The organism is Speluncibacter jeojiensis (assembly GCF_029589495.1).
GTDB classification, from domain to species: Bacteria; Actinomycetota; Actinomycetes; order Mycobacteriales; family Mycobacteriaceae; genus Speluncibacter; species Speluncibacter jeojiensis.
Genome location: NZ_JAAIVF010000003.1, coordinates 1 through 21,660, shown reverse-complemented (window position 1 = coordinate 21,660; position 21,660 = coordinate 1). Strand labels below are relative to the sequence as shown.

General features: G+C 68.2%; 9 protein-coding genes and 1 pseudogene. 4 read left to right on the top strand and 6 right to left on the bottom strand.

What is annotated here, in order from left to right; all coding sequences use genetic code 11:
* Positions 1–6 precede the first annotated feature (6 nt).
* A pseudogene (locus tag G4X40_RS10885) lies at positions 7–1,227 on the bottom strand (sodium:proton exchanger); the annotation flags it as partial.
* A 312-nt stretch (positions 1,228–1,539) separates the two neighbouring features.
* Here G4X40_RS10885 and G4X40_RS10880 point away from each other — a divergent pair.
* Positions 1,540–2,865: a VWA domain-containing protein gene (locus G4X40_RS10880; protein ID WP_277832435.1), complete on the top strand. Its 1,326-nt coding sequence runs from the start codon at positions 1,540–1,542 to the stop codon at positions 2,863–2,865.
* A 164-nt stretch (positions 2,866–3,029) separates the two neighbouring features.
* Here G4X40_RS10880 and G4X40_RS10875 read toward each other — a convergent pair whose 3' ends face one another.
* Complete coding sequence (locus G4X40_RS10875; RefSeq protein ID WP_277832433.1) at positions 3,030–4,538, bottom strand: MFS transporter; 1,509 nt, start codon at positions 4,536–4,538, stop codon at positions 3,030–3,032.
* A 113-nt stretch (positions 4,539–4,651) separates the two neighbouring features.
* The gene (locus G4X40_RS10870; protein WP_277832431.1) at positions 4,652–5,344 is read right to left on the bottom strand and encodes a TetR/AcrR family transcriptional regulator; all 693 of its coding nucleotides are present in this window, start codon (positions 5,342–5,344) and stop codon (positions 4,652–4,654) included.
* Positions 5,345–5,473: 129 nt separating this feature from the next.
* Here G4X40_RS10870 and G4X40_RS10865 point away from each other — a divergent pair, with 129 nt between their 5' ends.
* Complete coding sequence (locus G4X40_RS10865; RefSeq protein ID WP_277832429.1) at positions 5,474–5,962, top strand: TetR/AcrR family transcriptional regulator; 489 nt, start codon at positions 5,474–5,476, stop codon at positions 5,960–5,962.
* Between the two features lie 34 nt (positions 5,963–5,996).
* Here the strand turns inward: G4X40_RS10865 and G4X40_RS10860 are convergent, their stop codons facing one another.
* Entirely contained in the window at positions 5,997–7,007 is a 1,011-nt protein-coding gene (locus tag G4X40_RS10860; protein ID WP_332520715.1) for a recombinase family protein, read from the bottom strand.
* 737 nt (positions 7,008–7,744) lie between these two features.
* Between G4X40_RS10860 and G4X40_RS10855 the strand changes: the two genes are divergently transcribed.
* Together G4X40_RS10855 and G4X40_RS10850 are read left to right on the top strand one after the other, a co-directional pair.
* Positions 7,745–9,586, top strand: coding sequence for an LGFP repeat-containing protein (locus G4X40_RS10855; RefSeq protein ID WP_277832428.1), 1,842 nt, complete (start codon positions 7,745–7,747; stop codon positions 9,584–9,586).
* A 47-nt stretch (positions 9,587–9,633) separates the two neighbouring features.
* Positions 9,634–10,233 carry a hypothetical protein gene (locus tag G4X40_RS10850; RefSeq protein WP_277832427.1) on the top strand — a complete coding sequence of 200 codons (600 nt, stop codon included), beginning with the start codon at positions 9,634–9,636 and terminating at the stop codon, positions 10,231–10,233.
* 295 nt (positions 10,234–10,528) lie between these two features.
* Here the strand turns inward: G4X40_RS10850 and G4X40_RS10845 are convergent, their stop codons facing one another.
* Both G4X40_RS10845 and G4X40_RS10840 read right to left on the bottom strand, forming a co-directional pair.
* Complete coding sequence (locus G4X40_RS10845; protein ID WP_332844337.1) at positions 10,529–13,543, bottom strand: Tn3 family transposase; 3,015 nt, start codon at positions 13,541–13,543, stop codon at positions 10,529–10,531.
* Between the two features lie 325 nt (positions 13,544–13,868).
* Positions 13,869–21,660 (bottom strand): amino acid adenylation domain-containing protein (locus tag G4X40_RS10840; protein ID WP_277832425.1); only part of this gene is annotated, 7,792 nt, incomplete at its 5' end.

Here is a 21,660-nt window from a genome sequence, read left to right as displayed (position 1 = left end):
CTCCGCTTCCGCGGTCGTCGGGCTGCGGAAGGCCGCTGCGAGGGTGGCCGGGATCTCCCGGCGGTGCACGAGCAACGCGGCCAGCGCGATGACGCCGTAGACGGCGGTGAGGAACAACCGGCCCTCGGTGGAGGTGATCGGGAACTGGACGGCGAACAACAGCAGCAGCGCCCAGGCGGCCTTACGCCCGAACCGCAGCGACAGGATCAACGCGACACCCATCATCGTCTGCGCGGCGGTCAGCAGCATCTCCTCGACCTGCCGCGCATCGAGCGGCAGCGCCGGGCCGCCGCCGCCGACCATGTACGCGATCGGTAGCGAACCGACCAGCAGCGTCCACTGGTTGACCTTCGACGAGATCAGCGCAGCGATCGCGAGGGTACCCTTGCCGCGGGCGGCGAACAGGATCGCGATGATGAACTCGGGCGCCTCCGAGGCGAGCGGGGCCAGCCACTGCACCAGCAGGAACTGATCGATGCCCAGTTGGGTGCCGGCGTCGATGAGACTGTTCGCGAACGGCTCGGCGCAGACGAGGATGACCACCGCGGCCACCACGAACAGCGCCAGCACGGTCACGCGGCGGGCCCGGCGCGGCAGCGCGCCGAGCGCGGCGGCCGCACCGATCAGCTCCGGCTCCTCGACCTCGCCGCGGGTGAGCTTGAACAGATAGAAGCCGAACCAGGCAAGCAGGATCACACCGAAGACGAGATGGATCTCGCCGGTCGCGGGCATGACGAACGCGAGCACGCCGGCGATCAGCAGGAACCCGAGCTCGACCCGGTTGCCGGCGTCGAGCACCAGTGACCGGACCGGTTTGCCGGTGGTCTTGGTCGCGACGGCGGCGGCGACCAGCACGACCAGCGGCCAGCCCACGCCCATCAGCAACCGGTTCGACCCGGTCATGTTGGCTGCGGCGTACGCGGTGTAGGTGGGGTCGTGGCCCGCGACGTAGGCGTAGTAGAGGTCGACGGCGTACTCGGGGAGCACCGCGATCAGGGCCAGCGCGGCGATGGCGAGGCCACCGGAGACGTCGACCTGCGCGGCCTCGGCCGCCCAGGCCAGCACGAAGCTGGCCGCCACCACCGCGGCCCCGTACAGAACAAGGGAGAGAACAGGGTTCGGGTGCAGTCCACCGATGCGGACTACCAGTGCCGGCAGCATGAACACGGCGGTGAGCAGCAGCGGTCGCGCCAACCGTCCGGCTGGATGCGTGCGGTCGCGCGTCATCGTCAGGGGCCTTTCCGGGATCAGGGCAGCGAGGCGGTCGGTGAGGTGACCCTCGCCTTCGCGGCACGACGCTATCCCCCGGCAGAAATCCCGTCAAAACCGGGTGAACTGCGAATTCGCCTGTCCGACAATGCGAATTCATTCAACCGTCACGGTCCAACCCTTGTGGACGGAACCCCTTCCGAGATTGTTCGCCGCACCGAACTCGGAAGCAGGAAGCGCTGTTCCCGGCAGCGCGAACAGCTGACTGCGCCTGGCCTTTCCCGTCCGATACTGTCGTCCGACAGCCACTCGAAAGGACCATACGAGCCCGTGACCGCATTGATCCGGGGCGCCAACACCGTCATCGCCGAGGCCTCCACGACTGTTGCCGTCACCGGGACCGCGCCCGGCAGCGTCGACCTGTTCGCGTTCCAACTCGACGAGAACCGCAAGGTGCGCAGCGACGCTGACCTCGTGTTCTTCAACAACCCCGCTTCCGCCGACGGAAGCGTCAACCTCGCCGCGGACGGGCGGGTCCATCTCGATCTGCGCGCGATACCGGCCGGCGTCGAGATGATCGCGATCGCAGTGTCCGCCGATGAGTCTGCGCCGGGCCCACTCTCGTCGGTGCCGGGTCTCGCCGTGACACTCACCCAACGTGGTGGCAACGTGATCACCGCCGCCGTCGAGGGGCTGACGACCGAGCGTTCAGCGGTGCTGCTCGAGGTCTATCGGCGTGGCGGAGCATGGAAAGCCCGCAACGTTTCCGCCGGCTGGAACGGCGGACTCGTCGCGCTGGTTACCGAGCACGGTGTCGCCGTCGACAACACGCGGACGCAGGAGGCACCCGTGGGCGCGCCGGCGCCCGCACCTCGATCCACGCCGCCCGCCGGCCGTGACGCGGCGACCGTCGACGCGGACGGGGTCCGCACGGTTCCCGCGGAGGCGAAGCTCTCGCTCGAGAAGCGGCAGAAACTCGACCTGCGGAAGAAGGCGGTTGCGAAGGTCCTGCTGACCAAGGGCGCGCGGGACCATGTCGGGCGGGTCATCCTGGTGATCGACAAGACGGGCTCGATGCGCCGCCGCTACTCTGCCGGCGAGGTCCAGGAGATCGTGCGACGCATGGTGCCGGTGGCCACCCAACTCGACTCCGACGGACAACTCGAGGCATACCTGTACGGCGTCGGGTTCGCCAAGCTGCCCGATGTGACCGTCGACGGTGCTGACGAGTGGATCGACGAGTACGTCCACCTGCACGGTCGTCATGGCGGCATCGACTACGACAGGCAAATCGGCGGCGTCAACGACGAGATTCCGATCATGGCCGAGGTGATCGCAAGTCTGGACCGCAACACCACAGTCCCGACGCTGGTGTTGTTCTTCACCGACGGCGGCTTCAACAAGCGGGCCGCAATCGAGAAGCTGATGCGAAGCGCCTCGTCGCGGCCGGCGTTCTGGCAATTCATCGGCATCGGACGCAGCGGCTTCGGTGTCCTCGAGAAGCTCGACACCCTGTCCGGGCGCACCGTCGACAACGCGGGCTTCTTCTCCGTCGACAACGTCGACAGCCTGTCGGACAGCAAGTTGTACCAACTGCTGCTGTCCGAATACCCGGACTGGTTGCGGGCGGCGCGGGCCGCGAACGTACTGCGCTGATCTCGCCGCGGTCGGCGACGCACAAGGTTGGAGCAGTGCGTCGCCGACCGGGGGCCGCCTTCTCGACGTTGACGCCGTAGTCGCGGGTATGCCCGACAACCCGGGCATACCCGCGACCCCATCGGTGATGAAGACGTCAACCGATGACGCGGCGATCTCGACGCTCAGGCTCCGTGCATCACCGGGACGAAGTCCGCCTCATCCTCACCCGTCTTCTCGGGCGCGGCCAACCGTCCGGTCGTGATCAGCACGCTGGCGATGGCGGCGGCGAGGACGAGTGCGCCGACGGCCCACCAGATCCCGATCGAGAAGCCGTGCACCATCGCGTGCAGTTTCACCGATTCCGCGGCCGTCGACGAGGTGATCAGGTGCGCGTGGGCAACGACGTAGGCGGTCGTCGCGGAGGTGGCGATGGTGTTGAGCAGCGCGGTGCCGATCGCGCCGCCGATCTGCTGTGAGGTGTTCACCATGGCCGAGGCGACGCCGGCATCGCGGTGCTCCACGTCGTGGGTGGCAAGGCTCATCGCCGGCATGAACGTGGTGCCCATTCCCAGGCCCATCAGGAACAGCCCCGGCAGCACGATCTCCGCGTACGACGAGTCGACCTTGATCTGGGACATGATCACCAGCCCGATCGCGGCGGTCAGCAAGCCCGGCACCATCAGCAGCCGCGGCGGCACCCGCACCGCCAACCGCGCGCCGATCTGGGTGGAGCCGATCATCATGCCGACCACCATCGGCAGGAACGCCACGCCCGCGACAACCGGGCTGTAGCCCAACACGACCTGCAGGTAGAACGTCATGAACAGGAACACCCCGAACATTCCGATCACCGCCAAACCGATCGCCAGGTACGCGCCGCCGCGGTTCCGGTTGCGCACCACCCGAAGTGGCAGCAGCGGTTCGGCCGCGCGAGTCTGCCAGAAGGCGAAGCCCGACAAGAGCACCACCGCGGCGACCAGGCAGGCGACGGTCCAGGTGTCGGACCAGCCGTCGGTCGACGCGCGGCCGAACCCGTAGACGATCGCGGCCAGGCCGGAACTCGCCATCAGCACGCCCGGAACGTCGAGGCGTCCACTGTGCTTGCCGCCGGCCGGTTCTCGGATCTCGAAGACCGCGCCGATGACCGCGATCACGGCGAAGGCGACGTTGATGTAAAGCGTCCACCGCCAGTTCAGGTACTCGGTCAGCAGTCCGCCGAGCACCAACCCGATTGCTGCGCCGCCACCGGAGATCGCCCCGTACACACCGAACGCCTTCGCGCGCTCGCGGGCGTCGGTGAAGGTGACGGTCAGCAGTGAGAGTGCGGCCGGCGCCAGCAGCGCGCCGAACACACCCTGCAGGCCGCGGGCCGCCATCAGCATGCCGGTGTTGACGGCGGCGCCACCGAGCGCCGAGGCGGCGGCGAAGCCGACCAGTCCGGTGATGAAGGCCTTGCGGCGGCCCCACATGTCGGAGACCCGGCCGCCGACCAGCAGCAGCCCGCCGAACGCGAGCGCATAGGCGGTGATCACCCACTGCCGGTTCGCATCCGAGAACCCGAGATCGGCCTGTGCGTGCGGGAGTGCGATGTTGACGACGGTGCCGTCGAGCACGACCATCAGCTGCGCGAGGCAGATGAAGATCAACGCTCGCCAGCGGCGCGGATCCGGCGGTGTCTGTGGTTGGGTCATGGCGAGTTCACCTAACGGTTCGTTCGAATGGTGAGATTGAGATCGATTGCAGTGGTGAATGATTCGACTGATCGGCCCTGCAGATCCGGACGCGCCCCCGCGCGCCCGTGTGATCAGCGACCGCGTTGGCCGCGACGGAACGCGGCGGCCTCGGAGGGCGCGACCTCCGCGGCAAGCGTCTCGAGTTCTTTCTGGTCGAGCGGGGTGCCGTCGAGCGTTCCGCGCCCGGGGTTGCGCAGGCCGTCGAGCACGATGCCGAGGTATCGGCGTGCCGCCCGGTCGGCCAGTTCTGTCCCACCCCATCCGGCGCGGGCGAGGATCACTGTGGCGATCAGTAGATCGCCGGCCTCGACGTCCGACCGCAACTGGCCGGCTGACTTGGCCCGGTCCACGAGGCCGGTGAGGACCCCGAAGACCTGGTGCCGACGTTCCTGCAGTTCGGTCGACCCGTGGATGCGGCCTCCCATGAACTGGGACAGGTAGCGCTTGGCCCCGACCGATGCGGCCATGAAGTACATCAGCGACTCGAGACCCGCCCACGGATCGGGTTCCTCGTCCGCCTGGCGGGCGGCGCGTTCGGCCCGGTCGAAGTGGTCGAGCAGCAGCGCGTCGACCAGCGCCTCCTTCGTGGGGAAGTGCCGGTACACGGTGCCCATGCCCAATTCCGCCAGCGCGGCGATGTCGGACATCTGGGCGTCCACCCCGTGCTGCGAGAACGCCCGATCCGCCGCGCGCAGGATCGCGTCACGGTTACGCCGGGCGTCGGCCCGCATCGGCGGCCTCGACGGTTCGGCGGAATCGGTCACGACACTCACGGTAGACCTCTGCGCGGATAACCGGAACCATTGTTCAGGTCGATGTAACCCGAATCACCCCATTGCGTTTTCAGGTATCTACCAGGAACTTCACGGACTGCGGGCGCTCGCGGTGCCGCAGTGGAATTGGCCGACAGCGAGGGTCTCGACGCCGTCTCCATGCGCCGCGTCGCATCAGCCCTGGGAACCGGCGCCTCCTCGCTGTACCGCTATGTGGCCACTCGCGACGATCTGCTCGAGATGATGACCGACAGCACTGCCGGTGAGTACGACCTGCCCGATCCGAGTGGCAACTGGCAGGCCGACCTGCTCGTCGTCGCCCGCCAGGCCCGCCACATCATGCGTCGCCACCCGTGGTTGCCCGCCCTGGTCATCGGGCGTCCCACCCTCGGGCCACACGGGGCCGACCTGCTCGAGCACGTCCTTGACGTACTCGCCGACCACCCGACCCATCCCGCCCGCAAGCTCGAGGCATTCGCACTGATCAACGGCTTGACCGCACTGTTCGTCCAGAACGGGGTAGCCGTAGTACTTGGGAAATTTCGGGCGGATATGGCTGAGCGTGAGGACTGCTGCGCATCTTCCGTTGAGCCGCAGCGGTTTTGGTGAGACCGGCCCTCGTGCACTGCGGTCACCTGCCTGGTCAGCGCGGTGGTGCGGGCGCAGGATGCTCGGGGCAGCGCAGTGACGGCTCGAGCTGCCATCTGGCTCGGCGGAGCCAACGCTGCACTGAAGGTGCGAGGTCGGCGCTGGCGCTGGTGCTGGAGTCGGTGACGATGGGTCCGTCCCCGCATACGGCGCATGCGATGTCGTGGGCGGTGCCGGCGGGCTGACACCGGCGGCAGTGGTGCGCGGCGACGACCTCACCGGTGCGTTCGGGGTCGGCTTCGAGCCAGGTCACCGACAGGTCCGCTCGTTGGCCGATGGCCTCGGCGCGCGTGGCCGGCTCGTGCCCGCACGACGGACACGCCAGCGCGGACCTCGCGTTGACGATCACCTCCGGCTGGCCGGCCACGCCGGGCCGGTCCGTGGAGCCACCCTGCCGCGCAGCGGCTTTCCCGCCCGTGGGGGCGGACTGCACGGTCTTGTTCAGGTGCCCGTACAAGGTGGTGCGCCGCACGCCGATCAGGTCGGCGATCTGGGCGACGGTGTGTTCGCCGGCGTCGTAGAGGCGTTGGGCGAGAGCAATCTGGTCACCGGTGAGTTTGGGTGGGCGTCCGCCCTTGCGGCCGCGGGCGCGGGCGGCGGCGAGTCCGTCGCGGGTGTTGGCCACGGTGATCTCAGGTTGGAGTTCGGCGAGCACGGAGAGCATCCCGAACATCGCCCGGCCTTCGGCGGTGGCGGTGTCGATGCCCTGCTCGAGCACCCGCAACCCGACGCCCTTCTCGCGAAGCTGGGCGCCGAGCGTGATCAGGTGCAGCACCGATCTGCCGAGCCGGTCGAGTCGGGTGATCACCAGCTGGTCGTCCTCGCGCAGCAGCGCGAGGACCAGGTCCAGTTGCGGGCGGGAGCTTTTCGCGCCGGACGCGTGATCGACGTGAATGTTCTCGACGCTCACCCCGGCCCGCCGCAGCGCGTCGACCTGGTGGTCCGGGTTCTGCTCCGCGGTCGAGACCCGCGCATAACCGATCAACACCTGTCGCCAATATCCCAAGCGGACGGTTTACCGACGTTGATTCTCGACGCGCCTTGTCGACGCTCTTGTCCTGGGTGAACGCGCTTCGGTTCGAGTTTGTCGAGAATCGATCGATTACCGACGACCGATGACGGCCACCGTATGCCAAACTGCGTCCAACGGGCCGCCTCCGGATCGTTGGCAGGGACCCCCTCAAACACGTTCGCGATCACCTTGGACTGAATCAGATCCCACCGGAAGCCTGTAATAGGCGCTGCAGACGAGCGGCGTCTCCCGCGTCGACAGCCTCGTTACCTAACCGTTAGCCCGTACATTGGGAATTAGCTGCTCATTTACTGTGATTGTGCTGTGAACTGCGTCAGCGCAGTTTCACAGTGAAGGAGATCACACAGTTGACACACTCCCCAGGTCGGCGATGGGTTAGACATCGCCGAGTCTTGACAACACTTTTCGTTGCCGTGCTGGCCAGCGGGCTGATGTCCGAAGGCGCCGCGACAGCGACACCCTCGACGAACCCGACCAGCACGACCACCCCGGCCCCAGCAACGACAGAGGCTGCACCAACGACGGAGATGCCCTCGTCATCACCTACGGCCCTACCGAGTGCAGCTGCCACCAGCGCCCGAGCGACCGCCACACGGCCGACGTCGGAAGATGCGCCGGCGACCAACACAAGATCCGTACCACGCGCAGCCGACCCAAGCGGCTCAGTCGCTGGCACCGCGGCGCCAGCGGACCAGGCACAGACGACGTCGGTGCCGACGACCCAGGCGACCCCGTCTGCGCCAGTCACCGCGAACCTCGCCCCGCAGGTGAAGAAGAAGCCTGCCGGCAAGTGGCATCCCACGGAGAATCCGAAGGCCACGATCGTGCCGGGCCAGATGCGCTCGGACCGCGAGGAGATCCCCGAGGGCTTCACCAAGGCCGACGCCGACAAGGCTGAAACCATGGAGGCCCGACTGCAAACGTCCACCACCCGTGCGGGTGTATCCCCGCTGGTCGCGCCGGGCTGCCAGGCGTACTGGCCGGCACCGTACGAGGTGTGCGGGGCGATCAAGGACAAGTACAACTCGCTCGGTGGGCCGAACAGCTTCCTGAAGTATCCGATCAGCGCCGAGCTGACCAACCCCGGAAACACCGGCAAGCGCAGCGAATTCATGGTCGGACCCATCTACTGGTCCGCCGCCACCGGTGCGCACCCGATCGTGAACTCCTTCATGACCAAATGGGGATCGCTCGGTTGGGAGGGCGGCTACCTCAGGTACCCGACGACCGACGAGATCGTCAACCCGGACGGGGTCGGCCGACGACAGGAGTTCCAGGGCGGGGCGATCTACTGGCATCCGGTCTCGACCGTCAACGGCGCCGCGATCGGCGGCGCCATCCGCGACAAATGGAACACCGTCCAGGCCGAACGCCCAGGTAGCCTGCTCGGATACCCGACGTCAGACGAGACCGTTCTGCCAGATGGTCAGGGAAGGATGAACCGGTTCGAACGCGGCGTCATCTACTGGTCGCCAGCGACCGGCGCACATCCAGTGGCCGAACCGGTACTGGGTCAATGGGCGTCCGCGGGGTACGAGGCTAGTGGCTTCGGATACCCCATCGAAGGCGCGATGGCGGAGCCAGGTAGCAGCGTTCGGCAGAAATTCCAGAACGGATCGATTTACACGCCGGGAACCCATGTCCCGGTCGGCGGTGGGCTTTCGCTGACCTACGGTGTTCCGACGAACAACGTTCTACAGGCGGGCGCTCTTCCGGATGGGATCTCCTACACCGGACCCGGATATCGACTAACTCTAAGAGTTGGACCATATGCGACGCTTTCGCTAGCTGAATTGGAAATCCAGAATTCTCAAGCGCCCACCGAGTTCCGACTCGTCTTCGGACTTCCCGGAGGATTCAGCCTCAATAGGGCGGAAAGGAGCGTAGAGATTCGAAACTCGACAGGAGGGGTCGTAGGTGACATCCAAAATCCAGTCGCGTTTGACGCTAACCTGAATGGCGTTCAACCCCAGATCTCCGTTTCGGGAAACCAGGTTACTTACCGGTTCGGTCAGGCGGTAGCGCTTCCCGTGAACGCCGTTCACCTCGTCGCAAGCGACTCTAACAAGCAGTACAACCCCTATTATAGGATCGGTGCCCAGGTCTCACTACGATGCAGTCTCGAGTCATTTGACTGCTCCCGCTCTGTTCGTGCCTGGTTTGATTCTAAGAAGCATTCCGAGATTCACTACCCGGATCGTCTGGATTCCAATGGCACGGCGATCTACTACAACGACAGATTGGACGCAGACCGTCACTGCATGTGGCAAGCCATGACTACCGAGGCGTCGAACGCTGCCTTCGCTCAGCGCCTCGGCGACGCGCATGAGGAGGACGGAGAGCACACTGATCCGCCTCAGTCCCCGGGAGCCATGGAGATGGACCAGTACAACAACATCACCGGTCGGGCAGTCGGGTTACGACATGAAAAGGACGTCACCGGAATCATCGTCGAGTGCAACTCCTATGCGGACTCGGTGCGGATTGCGACACCAGATCAATTTGGCACGAACACAGCAGAGAACGACCTTGTCGCACTTAGTGGGCCATAGTCAAATGGGAACAAATAAACTCAAACTTTGGCCAGCAATGGAGGTGGATGGTGCTCCAGAACGGTAACAACGAACGACATCGAACGTCTCTGCTCGGCCTCGGCGTCGCACTCGCCGCGGTTCCGTTCCTCCTACTGCTCGCTGGTGTGCGTTACGACTGGTGGCAGTACCCGAAACCTGCCGTCGTCATAGTCGAACCAGCCACTGTGGGTTTGGCGATCCTTGGCCTCGCCACTGTCGGGGTGGTTTGGGCCTTCCGGTCCTTCGGTTACTGGAAAAGGGAAAGACGACTGCCGTGGGGCGCGGGGCTTGCTCCTTTGGCCGTGGCAGCGACGGCACTCATTTTCGTGCTGGTGCCGACGCCGGCAGTTCGCGGGTTCGACCAGGCCCACTACGAGATGGAGAGACTCGCGACGTCGATGCTGCGGGATCACACGCAACGCGTCGGCCCCACCGAGATCGACGGAATTGAGTTCTCCAGTGTCTATATCGAGGAGGACAATTGCGTTTACTTCGTTGACAGCAAGCGGTCCGCGTTAACGAAAATCGGATGGGTTTACACAGCGGATTGCAACCACAGTCCGGCATGGTTCGGACGGCTCGATAAAGTCGCCGACAACTGGTACTCGTTTGAGCAGGGAACCTAGCTAGGTAACAGCCATCAGGATGGGCCGCGGAAGCCTGATTGCGCGAACCCCCCAGTCTTTGGTGCGCCCTGGCCCTGGCGTGGGAAACGCGGGGCCAGGGTCCTTGGGGCGTAGATCACACCACTGTTCTTGCTCCGGGAAGCGTTCGTAGCCCCGGACGAGGCGGTGGACGTGCAAGGGGCCTGCAAGGGTGCGTTCGCCAACCCCACTGGCGAGGCGGGACCACGGCCTGCCCGGCGTGTCCGGGCGCGGGGACGGCCTTGAGTCTTGATGGTCGGGTACAAGAAGGCTCTCATCAGAAGAGGGTGTCGGTGACGCGGAGGGGTCGGTGGCCGGTGGGGCCGAGGGCGGCGAGTTCGCCTTCGATGTCGACGTCGATGGAGCCGAAGAAGTTGATGTTTTCGCTGTGCGCCGGGGAGATGTGGGCGAGCACGTCGTCGTCGATCCGCCGGCCGGTGCGGCGTAGCTGCTCGACCGCGAGCCCGTAGTACTCGGTGGTCCAGGTCACCACCGCGTTGGTGACCAGCGTCAGGCACCACGCCTGCTCGGTTTGCTGCTCGAGGTGCCGGCCGCGGAGGGTGCCTTCGTGGGCGTAGAGCAGGTCCCGTTTGAGCGCGTGCAGGGATTCGCCCTTGTTCAGCTGCCGGCTGATCTTGCGCCGGTACGCCACATCCGAGAGGTACCGGGCGGCGTAGATCGTCCGGCGCAGCGCCCCGTATTCCTTGAGCGCCCCGGCCAGCGCGTTCTGCCGGGTTGAGGCGGAAAGTTTGCCGACGAGCAGCGAGGCGGTGGCGTGCCCGAACTTCAGCGAGCCAGCCAACCGGAGCAGATCGTCCCAGTGCGCGGCGATCAGATCCAGGTTGGCCCGCCGGGTCAGCAGCGGCCCGGCCAGCGGAAACACCGCGTCCACGTCCGATTTTGGGCCGGTCCGGTACAGGGTGATCTTCCCGAGGTCCCGGATCCGCGGCGAGAGTTGCAGACCGAGCAGGTCGAACAGGGCGAAGTTGACCAGCGTCACCCCGTGCGTGTCGGTGGCGTGTTCGGTGATCGGGATGTCGGTGGCGTTGCCGAGGATCTCGTCGAGCACGTAGTGCGCCTCGCGTTTGGTGGCCACGATGATCTTCGTGCCGTAGATGGTGTGCTGGTCGGTCACGTGCGTGTATGTCGACAGTCCCTCGTGGGCGAAGTACCTGCTCAACGCCCGCGCGGTGACAGACTTGCCGCGGGTGGGGAACCGCTGCCCATCGCTCGAGGACACGGTGCCGGACCCGAAGACTGGGGTCAGCGGCAGTTTCCGGTGATAGCCGATCAGCGCCAGGTTCGCCGCACGCAGCGTTTCCTCGCGCACATACCATTCGGCGGTCCAGACCAGGATGTTGTAGGAGATGCCGCACGCGTCGGCCATGCGGGTCAGGCCGAGGTTCGTCGCCTGCGCGAGCAGCACCGCGATCAGGTTCCGTTTCAGCTCCGGTGTGCGGGTGTGTTTGCCGCCGGCGTGGGTGAAGCAGTCCAGCAGCCCGGTGTGCTGGTCCATCTCGATCAGCAGCGACACGATCGGCGCGAACGGCAGCATCTCGGTCAGCTCCGCCTTGAGCGTCTCCGCCTCGGTCGGGATGGTTTCCGCCGGCAGCGGGGAGATCACCAGCTCGCCACGCTCGTCGAGACGGACCAGACCGTCGCCCGCGGCCAGGGCCTGCTCCAATTCGCCGAGCGCCGTGTGCAGCTCGTCCTGCACGCCGGCCAGGGCTAGGGCGGCGTCGGCGGGTTTGCCGACCAGTCGGCAGAACTCGGCTCGCTGGTCGGCCCACTGCTCGCAGGTGAGCAGGTAGGCGGCGGGGTCGGCGTAGCGGCGCGACCCGGGCACCCACACATCCCCCGAACGCAGCGCGTCCCGCAGGGCAAGCAGCACACACAACTCCCAGTAGTGCCGGTAGGCGCTTGTGTTCCCGGATTTGGTCGCATCGGCGAGGTAGCCGCGCCAGCGGGCCGGGACGAACCCGGCCGGGGCATCGGCGGGGACCTTGCGGGCGCCGGTGGCATTGAGTTGCCGCAGGATCGCCACCGCCGCAAGGAGTTCGTTCGCGGCGGTGCCGCCGGCGAACGCCACGGCCTCGAGGACGTGTGGGGTGAACTGCCGCAGGTAACTGTAGGAGCCGTCCAGTGAGGCGAGGTGGCCGTGATCGCGCGGCAGCCGCGGCAAGGCGGTCGACCGCGCGGCCCGCAGCCGCTGCCATCCGATCGTCTCGCCGCGGATCAGAGCGCCGACCTGCTCGTCCGGCACCGCCGGGTCCGCGGCGATGGCCAAGATCGCATCCAGCAGCACCTGCCGGTCCTCCCCGGCCTTGGCGCGTTCGGCCAACGCTTCGCTCATCTTGTGTCCGGCCTTGCTCTCACGCGCCGAGACCGCCTGGTCGAACAACACGATGACCTCGTCGAGGACCTCGGTCGCCGACTGCGCCACCAGCGTCAACAGGATCGGATACCGCCGCTCGGGTTCGCGCCGCGCCAACGCCTGCCCGGTCAGGCGCCGCCCGATCGTGGCCAGGAATCGGCGCCGCTCGGCCGGCAGCACCGACAGATCCAGGGTGTGCGCGCCCATCGCGCGCAGGAACTCCAGCTTCCCGACCTCGGCCTTCACCGCCGCCGCCGAGGCCTCCACCGGCCCCTTGCCCAGCCACCGCAGCCGGGTCATCCCGATCTCGGGATCGACCTCGAGCAGCCCATCCAACGCCGCACAGCGTTCGTCGGTGAACTCGTGGGCGAGCCGGTCGAAGGTTTCACGCCGTGCGATCTCTCGGGCGTGCCCGACCCGTTTGACCACGATCACCGGACCCGGCCGGATCACCTTCGCCGAGATCAGGTACTCACAGGCCAGCCGGAACAGCAGGGTCGGCGAGTCGTGTTCCATTGCCCGCGCCAACAAGAACTCGTCGAGTTCCTTGAGCTCCAACGTCGTCGGCGCCCGCCACCCGAGATACCTTGCCGCCAGCCGCAGATGCTCGGTGCGGGTCTTCGCGCGCCGACCATACGACCTGATCTCGCCGGGATCGATCCGAAGCTGTTCGGCCAGCCGCGCCACCGCCGCCGGCGGCGCGCAGGCCACGTCATCGGGAACGAACCCGAGCCAGGGCAGGCTGCACAGTGCGACGGCAAGCCCCAGCCGGTCCGCGGGCCCGCGGCCCCGGCCCGGGTCGACGAACGCCATGTCTGCCGGGGTCAACGTGAAGAACCGGAACAGTTCCTCGCGGCCGATGTCCGGGAACTGCCGCAGGGCTTCCAACTCTGCGTCGGTGTATACCTCGGCAACCACCAGCACCTCCGGCCTGAGCACGAATCCCCAGCCCAGCAGGCTACTTGGCCATATCCGCCCGAAATTTCCCGAGTACTACGGCGACCCCAGAACGAAACGACAGCTGCCGGTGACGGCACCGCACGGCAATCGGCTTATCTTCGCCACATCGCTGCCGCCGGAACCCATCCCCGCATCGCCGACCTGCTCGCCGCGGCCCGACACTCCCCCGAACCCGCCGACCAGTTCGACACCGTGCTCACGCGCGCCCTGACCGGTGTGTTGAGCTGACCGTCACCGCACTCCACACCCGCGGCGACGGGCAGCCGCGATCACTCCCGCGATCTCACTGCGGACGCGCGGGATGCCGCGAGATGACGTGCCCGGAACCGTTGAACTGCCGGTCCGGATGCGAGAGGTAGGTCTCGAGGACTTCGCCGACCGCGGCGAGCGAGCCGGGCTCGATCATCTGGTTGTGCTCGCAGTCGATGTCGTATTCGTGGATGCCGCCCGCCACGACCGGCTCCCATTCGTCGACGGAATGGTGGTGGGCCTGCGCCGGCGCGTCGTGGTCGGGCCGCGCCGCCGCGAAGAACACCATGTTGCCGCCGAACGAGCTGGGGTGGAAGTGGTGCATCAACCGCGTCGCCCCGGTGAAGCCGTTGCTGATCCGCTGCAGGTGCTCGGCGGTGAGCCCGATGTCCTGACCGAACCGCTCGGTGAGCAACGCCGCCGCGCCGGCGTAGGTGAGCTGCTCGTGGCCGGCGCCGTCCTGCTCCGCCTCGAGGCCGAGTCCGGTCAGCAACTCCTCGACGGTCAGCACCGTGTCGTCCGCTGACTCCTCCTCGGTCAGCGGGTAGCTGTCCATGACCGCGAGGGTTTCGACCTGTTCGCCGGTCTCCGCGACCGCGACCGCCATTGCGTGGGCGATGGTGCCTCCGAGCGACCATCCGAGCAGGTGATACGGCCCGTGCGGTTGGATCTCCCGCATCCGCGCCACGTAGTACCGGGCCAGTTCGTCGAGCGATTCGAACTGCGGCCCGCCGCTGAGCAACGGCAGCTGCAGCCCGTACACCGGGCGGTCGGGCTCGAGATGCTGCACCAGCCCGGAGTAGCCCCAGGCCAGTCCGATTCCGGGGTGCACGCAGAACAGCGGCGGCTTCGATCCGCCGGCGCGCAGCGGCACCACCTGGGCCAGGGCCTCGGCGATACCGTTGGCGGCGAGCTCCGCCGGCGTCATCTCGGCGCCCATCAGGTCGGCGATCCGCCGCGCCACTCCGGCCGGGCTCGGATCGAGGAACAGCATCTGCAGCGGGATCTGCTTGCCCAGCCGGGCATCCAGTTCGCGGACCACCCGGGTCGCGATCAGCGAGTTGCCGCCCAGGTCGAAGAAGCTGTCGTCGATGCTGACCCGCTCGAGCCCGAGCACCGAGGCGTACACGCCGGCGACGACCTCCTCGATCGGGTTGGTCGGCGCGTGGAAGTCGGTCGACTTGCGGTCGAACCGAGGCGCCGGCAGCGCCGCCCGGTCCAGCTTGCCCACCGGGGTCAGCGGGATCTCGTCGAGCAGCATGATCGAGGACGGCACCATGTGCGCGGGCAGCAGCGCGGCGGCGTGGCTGCGCAGCTCCGCCGGTTCCACCGTGGTGCCCTCGGTCGGCAGGATGTACGACGCGAGCATCGCGTCCCCGGACGGCCCCGTGTGCCCGATCGTCGCGGCGAACGCCACCGCCGGATGCGTCGCGAGCGCCTCGTCGATCTCCCCCGGCTCGATACGGAAGCCGCGCACCTTGACCTGGAAGTCGCTGCGGCCGATGAACTCCAGCACCAGCCGGTCGTCGTCGCGGACCCAGCGCACGACGTCGCCGGTGCGGTACATCCGCTCCCCCGGGTCGCCGAACGGGTAGGCGACGAACCGGTCGGCGGTCAGCCCGGGCCGGCCGTGATAGCCGCGGGCCAGCGCCGGCCCCGCCAGGTACAGCTCGCCCGGCACACCCACCGGAACCGGGTGCAGGCGCGTGTCCAGCACGACCACGGTGAATCCCGTTGCCGGGCCGCCGATGCTGACCGGTTCCCCCGGCACCAGCTGCGGGCTCACGCTCGCCTCGATGGTGCTCTCGGTGGGGCCGTAGCAGTTGAGCATCCGCCGGCCCGCCGCCCAGCGCGCGGTCAGCTCCGGCGGGCAGGCCTCGCCGGCGACCACCAGCACCCGGATCGTCGAGGCGCCCTTCTCGTCGATGGACGCCAACGCGGTCGGGGTGATGAACGCGTGGCTGACCTGCTGTTCGCGCAGCAGCGTGGTCAGTTCGGTGCCGCCGTAGATCGTGGGCGGCACGACCACCACGGTCGCGCCGGCGGAGAACGCCATCGTCAGCTCGAACACCGAGGCGTCGAAGCTGGGTGAGGCGAAATGCGAGATCCGCGAGGCCGTGTCGAGCCGGAACTGCCCGAGCTCCTCGGCCCGCAGGTTCGCCAGACCGCGGTGGGTCACCATGACGCCCTTGGGCCTACCGGTCGATCCGGACGTGTAGATCAGGTACGCCGGGTGGTCCAGCCGCAGGGGCCGGATCCGATCGGCGTCGGTGACCGGATCCGGCGAGGCCGCCGCCATTTCCGCGGACAGCCCGGCACCGTCCACACCCATGGCCTCGAGCAGCATCCAGGGCACCGACTGCGGCAGCGTGCCGAGCCGGTCCGGGGTGGTCAGCCCCAGGTGCGTCCCGGAGTCGCCGAGCATGTGCTGGATCCGGTCGGCCGGATAGTTCGGGTCCACCGGCAGATAGGCGGCGCCGGTCTTGGCGACCGCCCACACCGACAGCACCGACTCGAGCGAACGCGGCAGCGCCAGCGCCACGAACGATTCGGGTCCGATGCCGCGCCCGATGAGGATGCGCGCCAACCGGTTCGACAGCTCGTCGAGGCGGCGATAGTCGATGACGGTGTCGCCGTAGACGAGTGCCGCACCGTCGGGGTTCAGCTCGACCGCGTGCGCCAGCAGGTCGGGCCACAGCCGCGCGGTGACCGCGTCGGGCCCGACCGCCGGCGCGGTGTCGGCGCGCTCGTCGCCCACCAGCAGATCGACGTCGCCGACCGGGGCGTGCGGAGATTCGGTGACGGTGTCCACGACCCGGACGAACCGCTCGGCGACCTCGGCGACCGTGTCGGCGTCGAACAGGTCGGTCGCGTACACCAGCGAACCGGTGATGCCCTCGGGTGCGCCCTGCTCGTCGAACCGTTCGCACAGCAGGAACTCCAGGTCGACCTTCGCCACGTCCATCCCCGGGTCGACGCCCTCGACGGTCAGTTCGGGCAGCGACAGCCGCGGCTGCTCGGTGTTCTGGAACTCGAGCGAGACCTGGAACAGCGGCGAATAGGAGGTGGATCGGGACGGGTTGAGCACCTCGACGAGCCGCTCGAACGGCACATCCGCGTGCGCGAACGCAGCCAGGTCGACCTCGCGCACCTGGGCGAGCAGGTCGAGGAACGACGCCCCGGTGTCGACGCGGCTGCGCAGGACCAGCGTGTTGACGAACATGCCGACCAGGTCGTCGAGTTCGGCCTCGCCGCGCCCGGAGATCGGCGTGCCCAGTGGCACGTCGTCGGTGCCGGCCAACCGGCCGAGCAGCACCGACAGCGCCGTGTGCACCGCCATGAACATGCTCGAATTGTGCTGTCGGGCCAGCGCGGTCAAACGCGCATGCGCGTCGGCGCCGATCTCGAAGCGGACCTGGTCGCCGCGCATGCTGCGCTGGGCCGGCCGGGGACGGTCGGTGGGCAGCTGCAGCACGTCGGGCAGACCGGCCAGGTGCTTGGTCCAGTATTCGAGTTGTCGGGCCAGGATGCTGCCGGCGTCCTCGGCGTTGCCCAGCAGCTGCTGCTGCCAGAGCGTGTAATCGATGTACTGCACGGCCAGCGGGCTCCACTCGGGAGCGTGTCCGGTCGTGCGCGACTGGTATGCGACGACGACGTCACGGGCCAGCGGTGTCATCGAGAACCCGTCCGCGCAGATATGGTGGACCACCAGTACCAGCACGTGTTCGTCGGGGCCGAGGCGCAGCAGCTCTGCATCCAGCGGAACCTGCTGTGCGACATCGAATCCGGTGGACGCGACCGCGGTGATGCGGGCGATCAGGTCGTCGTGTCCGGACACCGGGACCGGCACGATGTCGGGCAGGGCGTCGCGGGTGTCCAGAACCTCCTGGGTGGGCATGCGGTCGACCATCGGGAACCGCGTGCGCAGCGTCTCGTGGCGCTCGAGGACGTCGGCGAACGCGGCGCGCAGCGCCTGCAGGTCCAGGGCGCCCGTCAACCGCACCACGAGCGGGATGTTGTAGGCCGCCGAGCTGGTGTCGAACTGGTTGATGAACCACATCCGCTGTTGGGCCAGCGACACCGGCACGTGCGCGGGCCGCGGGTAGCGGGTCAGCGCGGGCCGGGATACCCCGGGCGTGCCCTCGCGGGCGATGCGGGTGGCCATCTCGTGCACGGTCGGCGACTCGAACAGTGCGCGCACGCCGAGGTCGAGGTCCAGGACCGCGTTGACACGGGCGATCACCCGGGTGGCGACCAGCGAGTTCCCGCCGAGGTCGAAGAAGCTGTCGTTGGCGCCGACCCGGTCCAGGCCCAGCACCGTGGCGAAGACCTCCGCGACGGCCTGCTCGATCGGCCCGTCCGGCGCCCGGTAGGCCGCGCCCTGGGTGTGGAACTCCGGTGCCGGCAGCGCGCGGCGGTCGAGCTTGCCGACCGGGTTCAGCGGGATCGCGTCGAGCACGGTCACCGAGGCGGGGACCATGTGCGCGGGCAGCCGATCGGCCAGGTAGTCGAGCAACTCGCGCTCGCGGACGGTGGCGCCCGTCGCCGGCATCACGTAGGACGCCAGTACGGTGTCGCCGGACGGGCCCGCGACGCCGAGCGTGGCGGCGAAGGTGACGTCGTCATGGTCGGTGAGTATCGCGTCGACCTCGCCGAGTTCGATCCGGAAGCCGCGGATCTTCACCTGGAAATCGCTGCGCCCCAGATACTCGATGGAGTAGTCGGTCTGCCCCACCGGGTCCGGGCCGTCGGGGTTGAGCACCCAGCGCACCACGTCACCGGTGCGGTACATCCGCTCCCCCGGTTCGCCGAACGGGTCGGCGACGAATCGCTCGGCGGTCAAACCGCGGCGCTCGTGGTAGCCACGGGCCAGCCCGACCCCGGCGAGGTACAGCTCCCCGGGCACGCCGGCCGGGACCGGCTGCAAACGGTTGTCCAGCACCAGTTCCCGGGTACCGCGGATCGGTCCGCCGATGTCGAGCCGACCGCCGGCGGCCAACGGCTCGCTCATGTTGGTCATCACTGTCGTCTCGGTGGGTCCGTAGACGTTCGACAACCGCCGACCGGGAGCCCAGCGGGTGGCCAGGTCCGGCTGGCAGGCCTCGCCGCCGACCAGCACGTCCTGGAAGTCGGGCAGGCCGTCGAGTTCGGGTGCGGTCGGGTCGATGGAGGCGAGTGCCGCGGTGGTGATGAAGGCGTGGGTGACCTTCTCGCGCTGGATCAGCCGGGCGAGTTCGGCGCCGCCGTAGATGGTCGGCGGCACGATCACCATGGTGGCGCCCGAACCGAAGGCCTGCAAGTACTCGAACAGCGAGCCGTCGAAGCTCGGGGTCGCGAAGTGCAGGGTGCGTGAGCCGGCCGTGGCGCCGTAGCGGTCGCGCTGCTCGGTCGCGAAGCTGTCCAGTCCGCGGTGGGTGACGACGACACCCTTGGGGGTGCCGGTCGAGCCGGAGGTGTAGACGACGTAGGCGATGTTGTCCAGGCGGACCGGCCCGCGCCGATCAACGTCGGTGACCGGCGCGGGATCGGCCAGCGCGCAGGCCATCTCGAACTCCGGGTCGTCCAGCGCAAGCCACCGGATCGACGTCGACAGCTTGTCCAGGTGCGGCGACACCGTCACCCCCAGCCGGACCCCGGAGTCGGTGAGCATGTGTTCGATGCGCTCGGCCGGGTAGGTGGGGTCGACCGGTACGAAGGCCGCGCCGGTCTTCGCGATCGCCCAGGTGGACAGCACGGATTCGATGGAGCGCGGGATACCGAGCGCCACGAACGTCTCGGGGCCGACACCGGTCTCGATCAGGACGCGGGCGATCCGGTTGGACCATTCGTCGAGTTCGCGGTAGCTCACACGCTGGTCCTCGAACATCAACGCGACCCGATCCGCGTTCTCGGCGGCGGTGGCGGCGAACAGGTCCGGCAGGCTGCGCACCGACCGGCCGAGCCGGCCGCGGACCGGCGCCAAGTCACGCCACTCGCTGTCGGAGAGCAGGCTCAGCCGTGCCAGCGGCGTGTCGACGTCGGCGGCGATGGCCTGCAGGACCCGCACGACCCGCTCCCCGATGAGGCGGGCGTCGTCGGCGTCGAAGATGTCGGGCAGGTACTTCAGCTTCAACCGCAGCGCGGTGTCGGTGGAGGCAACCAGGCTCAGCGGATAGTGGGCGGCGTCGCTGCCGTGCACGTCGACGACGTGCATCCCGGCGATGTCGGTCTCCTCGGTCAGGCCGGCGCGGTCGACGGGGTACGACTCGAACACCGTCAACGTGTCGAACGTCGCCGCCGCACCCACCTGCTGCTGAATCTCCGTCAACCCCAGATAATGATGATCCAGCAACCCCGCCTGCTCAGACTGCACCCGCTCGAGCAACTCCCCCAACGACTCCGAACGATCCAACACCACCCGCACCGGCAACGTGTTGATGAACAACCCCACCATCGACTCGATCCCCGCAATCTCCGGCGGACGACCCGACACCGTCGCCCCGAACACCACATCCTCACGAGACGTCAACTCCCCCAAAACGATCCCCCACGCCACCTGCACCATCGTGTTCACGGTCAGGTCGCGGGCGCGCGCGATCTCGCGCAGCGTGTCGCTCTCGTCCTCGCCGAGGGACAACTGCAGGTCCGTCGACAGCACCGAGTGCGTGCGGGCGCGGGCCTCGGGGACCAGGCGGGTCGGTTCGACGAGGCCCTCGAGTGCGGCGTCCCACGCGATCAGCGAGGCCCGCGGGTCCCGGCCGGCGAGCCAGGCCAGGTAGTCCCGGTACGAGCGGGTCCGCGGCAGCACCGCGGCGTCGCCGTCGGTGGCGTAGAGCACCAGCAGGTCCCGCAGCACCAGCGGCGTGGACCAGCCGTCGAGCAGGATGTGATGGTTCGTCATCGTCAGCAGGTAGCGGTCGACCGCGGTGCGCAGCAGCAGGAACCGCAGCAGCGGCGCGCATTCCATGTCGAAGCGCTGCGCACGGTCCTCGGTGAGGATGCGCTCGACCCGCTCGTCGACGGCGTCCGCCGCGGTGCCGCGCAGGTCCATCTCCGTCCAGGGGGCGGCGACCTGCTCGTGCACGACCTGGACCGATTCGCCCTCGTCGTCGTGCACGAACGAGGTGCGCAGGTTCGGGTAGCGGTCCAGCAGTGCCTGTGCGGCGCGGCGCAGACGGTCCGCGTCGACCGTGCCGTGCAGTTCCAGTCCGATCTGCACCATGTACGAGTCGGCACTGGCCACGCCGAGCTCGTCGCGCTCGGCCGCGGTGGCCTCGGACGCGAACCGCTCCGCCATCATCGCGTGGAAGAGCAGCCCGTCCTGCAGCGGCGAGAGCGGCCAGATGTCGGTCAGGTCCGGGTACCGCTGCTCGAGGCTTTCGATGGCGCCCTGTTCCAGGCCGACGAGGTCGAGGTCCGACGGGGTGAAGCCGCGTGCCCCGGAGCGCTCGACATGAGCGGTGATCGCGGTCAACGCCAGTCGCCACTGCTCGGCCCGGCCTGCCACTTCCGCGTCCGACAGGACCCCGGCCGGGAACGTCCAGGTGGCCTCCAGCTGCGGTCCGGCGTCGGTCAGTCGGGTGACCGCGTTGACGTCCAGGGCGACCGCGACGGGCAGATCGGGTGCGGTGGCGTCGCCGAAGCGCGGGCCGCCGTCCGTGTCCGGGGTCGGGGCGTCGACCGGCAGCCAGGGCTGGTCGGCGCCGCCGCCCGCGGAGCCGAGTCGGCCGAGGTAGTTGAAGCTGACCTGCGGGGTCGGCAACTGCGCCAACTCGGCGCTCGCGGTCGGCTCCAGATAACGCAGCATCCCATACCCGATGCCGTTGTCCGGCGCCGCCAGCAACTGC